The sequence below is a fragment of the Nocardia sp. NPDC003345 genome, assembly GCF_053589395.1.
Genome location: NZ_JBSFRU010000389.1, coordinates 1 through 5,521, shown reverse-complemented (window position 1 = coordinate 5,521; position 5,521 = coordinate 1). Strand labels below are relative to the sequence as shown.

Here is a 5,521-nt window from a genome sequence, read left to right as displayed (position 1 = left end):
GCTGGCCGAACTTGGCGTTATCGGCGGCGATCAGCAGATCGCAGATCATGGCCAGTTCGCAGCCGCCGCCCAGGGCGTATCCCGCGACCGCGGCGATGGTGGGTTTGCGGAACTGGGCCAGCCGCTCCCAGCGGGCGAAATAGTCGTCCAGGAACATATCCATGTACGATTTCGGCTGCATCTCCTTGATATCGGCCCCGGCCGCGAAGGCCCGCTCGGAACCGGTGATCACTACGGCGCCGATCTCGTCGTCGCGTTCGACCTCGTCGAGCGCGGCGATCACATCGTCGAGGACCTGAGCGTTGAGCGCGTTGAGCGCCTTGGGCCGGTTCAGCGTGATGAGGGCGACCCCATCCTTACGCTCCAGCAGAATCGTCTCGAAGTCGGTCACGGCGCATCCTCTGGTTCGTAATGGTCATGAACATCGGTGACGATACCGGGCGCCGGACGGGCCGAATCGATGCGGCTCGGCGGCGCGCACGGCACCGGCTAGGACTCCAGGCGGATCATGATCTCCGCCATCCGCGCCTCGATCCAGGCGCATATCGTGTCGCCGTCCATCCCGGTCATCTTCTCGTCCGGCCCCATCGCGTACCGGCCGTCGCCCGGGATATCGCGCCAGACCAGGCCCACGTGGATGATGCCCCGCTCCCGGAACCCCAGATGCCCCTGGATCACCTTCAGCACACCGGCATCCGGCCCCGGGGCGATATCCGGCGCGACCGGCGCGCGGGTCTCCCCCGCTCCGGGGGCCATATCCCCGGTGAGGAGTCCGGCCACCGACCCGGGATCGCTGCCCGCATCGATATCGGGCAGCAGATCGACCACCTCCCGTCCCAGCGCCGCGGACCGGCATCCGGCGATATCGAACCCGCCGGAATGGGCCACGGTCTTCCCCGGCCGCTGAGTGATCACATAGCCGCGATCGTCACGCCGGACCGCGTGGACCCGGATGCACTGCCGCGGGTCGGTGTGGTGGTTCTCGTTCCACAGGTTCGCGGTGACCATGATGTCGGGCCGGGTGAGAGTGTGGACCATGGCGTCGAATTCCGGATCGGCCGAACGCCGTAGCTCTTCGCGTACCGCGTCCTTCTCCGCCTCGTAGTCGTCGGCGAACAAGGTATCGCTGGTGAAGGTGAACGGACGCGGCAGGCGGCCACCGATACGCCGGTCCTCACACAGCACCTTGAACTGCAGCCCGGTGAGATTCCAGCGATGGCCGCCGGGCCCGGCGCCGGGCGTCATTCCTCGATTTCCATATTCCGGTCGAGCCGCTCCACCAGCAGGTCCATCTGTTCATCGACCCAGGCGATCAGGTCCTCGGTCCCCATTCCCGTCGCCGACGGCGCCGTATGGTTCGTGGGGATCACGTACCGGCCGTCCCCCGCCACATCGCGCCACAGCATTCCCATCTCGATACGACCGCGGGGACCGTATTTGGAACGTCCCTGCACCACCCGGATCGAGCCGCTGCGGATCGCCGCCGTACGCAGGAACGTCAGCGCGCGGTCGTAGTCGTTGACCGCGTCCTCGTCCTCGTCCTCGTCGTAATCGGAGATCATCGACCCGGACGAGCTGTATCCGGGTTCGAACCTGGGATCACGCGTGGTATCGGGAATCCTGGTGTCGGGCAGCCGTCCGGCACGGGCGAACGGCACCCGCGACAGCACGATATCGCCCAGTGCGTGCGGATCGCATTCGGCGATATCGAAACCCGCCGCGTGGTGCACCGTCGCGCCGGGGCGCTGGGTGATCACGAATCCCCGGGCGCGCTGCCGGAACGCATGGACGCGGACCCGCGTTTCGGGATTGTCGAAATCGGCGTCCCCGCCGAAGGCCTGCAGGCTGACGAAGACATCGGGTTTGGCGAGCGCGACACCGAACGCGTCCAGTTCACCGTTGTAGCGGGTCCGCAGATTCCGGGAGACCTCGGAGAGTTCCCATTCGAGGTCGTCGGCATAGCGGATGGAACTGGTGAAGACCAGCGGCCGGGGCAACCTGCCCTCGGTGTGGTCTCCGCACAGCGCCCGGAACTCCAGATCGGTGAGTTCCCAGCTCCTCACGGTTCGATCACCGGCTTCACCCGGTCCGGGATCTCGAAGACGTCATCCATGTTCTCGCGGCCCTGCAGGAACTTCGACGGTTTGTAATCGTTCTGGCCACCCGCGTTGGCGGCCCCGCCGCCCGGCGCTCCGCCCATCGGTGCCCCGCCCATCGGTGTCGAGGAACCGGTGGGTGATCCGTAGCCGCCGGCGGGGTCCAGTCCCGGTCCGGCCAGCGCGGCCCGGGGGAACAGCTGCGATTGCGACTGCTGCGGTTCGGGGTAGGGGGCCATCGGCTGCTCCGGAGTGGGAGCACCGCCCGGCAGGCCCGCACCGCCACCGCCGGCCCCCGCTCCGGCGCCACCGCCGAACGCGTTGGCCAGCTGGCCGAGTTGCTCGCGGGCCGGGTCCATCAGGCTCTGGAGATGCTGCTGGATCTGGCTGGGATCCAGCATCCGGGCCAGTTCGTCCATTCCGGGAAGACCGCTGCCGAGCTGGGCGAACGCCTGGATGCCCTGGGTGAGCAGATTGGATAGGATGCCCAGCGGGTCCTGGCCGCTGCCACCGGCGCCGCTGCTGCCCGGGCTCGACCAGCTGTTGCCCGGGGTGCCGTCGCCGAGACCGCCACCGAGGCCACTGCCGCTGCCGGAACCGCCGTCGTTCCCGAAGAGTGTATCGGCGTTGCCGAAAGGCGAGTTCTCGTCCCACAGCGAGGACAGCGGGGTGTTCTTCAGCTCCTCGGGCATATCCTCCAGCGGCACACCGGTGAGCTGCGAGAGCGCGTCCGCGAGGGACGGCTCGCCGGAACCGTCCGATGCCGTGATCTTCCGGTTCTTGAGCGCGTCCGGCAGTTCGGATGCCGGAATACCGGTGAGTTTGCTCAGGAGGTCGGCGGCCGTCGGGTTCTCCGGCATCTCGCTGCCACCGCCTGTGGAGCCCGAACCGGAGCCGCCTTCCGAACCGGGGTTGTTGCCGACGGTCGAACCGGGGCCGCCGGGACTGCTGCCGCCCAGCAGATCCTCGGCCGTGGGCATCTTGGGCATCGAGGGGGACGACTGCTGGCCGGTGTAGGCCGGGCTGCCGCCGCCCTTCTGACTCGGACTCCCGCCGCCGGAGCCGGTACCGCCCGAGGACGCCGTTTCGGGCATGCTCGGCAGACTCGGCATCGACGGGCTGCCACCGGACGAACCGCCGGGTTTGCTGGTGACCGGACCACCGCCGCTGCCCGACCCGCTCCCGGTCGAGCCGGCTCCGATGGGGGTGTCGTACTTGCCCGGGCTGCCCACCCCGGCTCCGGGGCCGCCGCCCGCACCGTTCTGGCCACCCGTGTACTCCGAACCCGAGCCGCCTCCGTAGCCACCGCTACCACCGGGGCCCTGGTTGCCGGCGGCCTCGAGGCCGTCCTCGTAGCCGTCCTCGTACCCTTCTTGGTAGCCGGACTGATAGGTGCTGCCACTACCGGAACCCGAACCGGAACCACTGCCGCTACCGCTGCCGGAACCCGAACCGCTACCCGAACCGGAACCACTGCCCGAACCCGAACCCGAACCGCTGCCGGAACCGCTACCCGAGCCGCTGCCGGAACCGGAACCACCACCGGAACCGTCGCCCTCACCACCCGGTTTCGTGATGGGCCCGTCCAGGACCGGCATCACCTTGACCGTTTCCTTCATCGGTTCGAGGTAGTAGGTGTTGAGGTAGCCGCGGAAATCCCCCAGGTCCGGTTCGTGGCACCCGCCCGGTTCGGTGGGCACACCCGGCATGAACGCCTTCGTATACGCCAGGAAGGTGGAGGCGTAGGCCATGCTGTCGCGTACCTGACCGATCGAATCGATCAGTGGCTGCACGCCATTGCGGTAGTTGCGCACCGCGTCCTGCGCCGCCGCCGATCCCTGGCCCTTCCACGAATCGGCCAGCGGGAAGATGGTGTTCACCAGGCCGTTCAGCTTGTTGCCCAGATCGCTTGCGAGCGAACCCCAGGTCGCCGAGCGGTCCATCACGGCCTGGGCATTGATGTTCTGGCCGTGGTCGTACATCTCCCGCCAGGACACCGCGTCCTGCGCCTCGACCTTGATGGCATCGCCCGGATCCTTGTTGCCGCCGTAGTTCTTCACCCCGGTCGGGATATCGGGACCCTTACCGGTGAACAACGTCGTCCAGTCCGGAGGTTTCACCGCCCCGGCGACCGTGGCGGGGTTGTAGTCCGCCGCACCCTCGCCGGGCTTGATCGCGTCCAGCTGGTCTTTGGACGTCTGATCGACATCCTTGTAGGCCTTACCCGCGGCGATGAAGAGCTGGCTCATACCCTCGAGAACCGTCGCGTGCTCGCGCAGGATTTCGTAGAGGCGGCCGGCCTTCTTGCTGTATACCCCGGCCAGCTGGTTACTGGACGCCAGCGCGCCGAACGGTTTCGGATCCAGCATGTCCAGTTTGTGCTCGGTGATGGCGTTCGCCATTCCCCGCAGGTCGTCGACAAGATCGGCGGCCGCCCGGGCCGCGGTGATCGCGTCCTTGGGGGTGAACTGCAGATGCCCCGAGTTCACCTGCGTCGTGAGATTCGACAGCGTGTTCTGGTCCAGTGCCATGAGCGTTCACTTTCCGTCGTATCCGGCGACCGGCGCCTGCCGCGCCCACCCCGCCCGGGCAGATCATGATCGGATGCGCTGTCAGTCCCGGTCCGCGACCACGGACGCCGGCCCCTGGTCATCCGGTTCGTCGGGCCTGTTCCCCGGCCAGTCCGGTGAATCCGGTGAGACGGTCGGCGTTTCCGGTGGCTGCGGTATCAACCCGGCCAGATCCGGCGCGCCCTCGATCATCTCCGACAACTTCGGCAGCGAATTCCGGTGTTCCAGAAGCGGATCCATGAGCGCCCGCGCCTTCTTCTGGACCTGCGCCGCGGCGTCCTGCACGGCCTTGGTGATGGCGGCGGCGATCTCGTCCATCGTCAGGTCGAGGATATCGTCGGCGAACTTGGTATCGATGAGCAGACCGTCGGCATTCACGGTCACCTCGATCCGCTTCTCCTCGGCCAGCACCGTGGCGGTGAGCAGCGAACGCTTCTTCTGCACTTCCGCGATACCGCGCATCTGATGGCTCAGGCCGGACAGCATGGTCGCCATATCTTCTTGCAGACGTTCGTTCACCACGGCGCTATCTCAGTCCCTCCGGTCCGGGTGCGGACTCCGCGAAGACCGCACCCCCGGATTACAACGCATTCGCGTGAATTTCTCGTGGCGTACAAGAAAATTCGTCGCCGGAGCTCGCCGCACCGCGGGATCGCCCCTGGTGCCGGAGGTACATTCGATGTCGATCGTGGCCGTTTCGACAGGTGGAGCATTAGGCATGGATCCCGCGCGCTGCGTTGTCCTGGTACCGGTCGGCAGCAGGATCGAGCCGAGCTGCGAATCCTCGCTCGAGGAACTGGAACGGCGCGGCTATCCGGTGTGGCGGGTGCCCGGTGGCGCGGCCATCGATCAGGT

5 protein-coding genes are annotated in these 5,521 nt (G+C 67.3%); all 5 read right to left on the bottom strand.

Going from position 1 to position 5,521, the window contains the following annotated elements:
- A partial coding sequence (locus ACWDU1_RS28820; RefSeq protein ID WP_450003259.1) for an enoyl-CoA hydratase-related protein occupies positions 1-391 on the bottom strand: 391 nt, incomplete at its 3' end.
- Positions 392-489: 98 nt separating this feature from the next.
- The gene (locus ACWDU1_RS28815; RefSeq protein ID WP_450003258.1) at positions 490-1,245 is read right to left on the bottom strand and encodes an ESX secretion-associated protein EspG; all 756 of its coding nucleotides are present in this window, start codon (positions 1,243-1,245) and stop codon (positions 490-492) included.
- The gene (locus ACWDU1_RS28810; protein WP_450003256.1) at positions 1,242-2,063 is read right to left on the bottom strand and encodes an ESX secretion-associated protein EspG; all 822 of its coding nucleotides are present in this window, start codon (positions 2,061-2,063) and stop codon (positions 1,242-1,244) included. Before ACWDU1_RS28810 ends, ACWDU1_RS28815 begins: the two co-directional genes overlap by 4 nt.
- Positions 2,060-4,627, bottom strand: a complete 2,568-nt coding sequence (locus ACWDU1_RS28805; RefSeq protein WP_450003254.1) for a WXG100 family type VII secretion target — start codon at positions 4,625-4,627, stop codon at positions 2,060-2,062. Before ACWDU1_RS28805 ends, ACWDU1_RS28810 begins: the two co-directional genes overlap by 4 nt.
- Before the next feature lie 81 nt (positions 4,628-4,708).
- Positions 4,709-5,188 carry a YbaB/EbfC family nucleoid-associated protein gene (locus ACWDU1_RS28800; protein WP_450003252.1) on the bottom strand — a complete coding sequence of 160 codons (480 nt, stop codon included), beginning with the start codon at positions 5,186-5,188 and terminating at the stop codon, positions 4,709-4,711.
- Positions 5,189-5,521 lie beyond the last annotated feature (333 nt).

What these genes read in the sequence shown, in the direction of transcription:
- ACWDU1_RS28815 (WP_450003258.1), bottom strand. Translation starts at nt 1,245, where the DNA reads ATGACGCCCGGCGCCGGGCCCGGCGGCCATCGCTGGAATCTCACCGGG.
- ACWDU1_RS28805 (WP_450003254.1), bottom strand. Translation starts at nt 4,627, where the DNA reads ATGGCACTGGACCAGAACACGCTGTCGAATCTCACGACGCAGGTGAAC.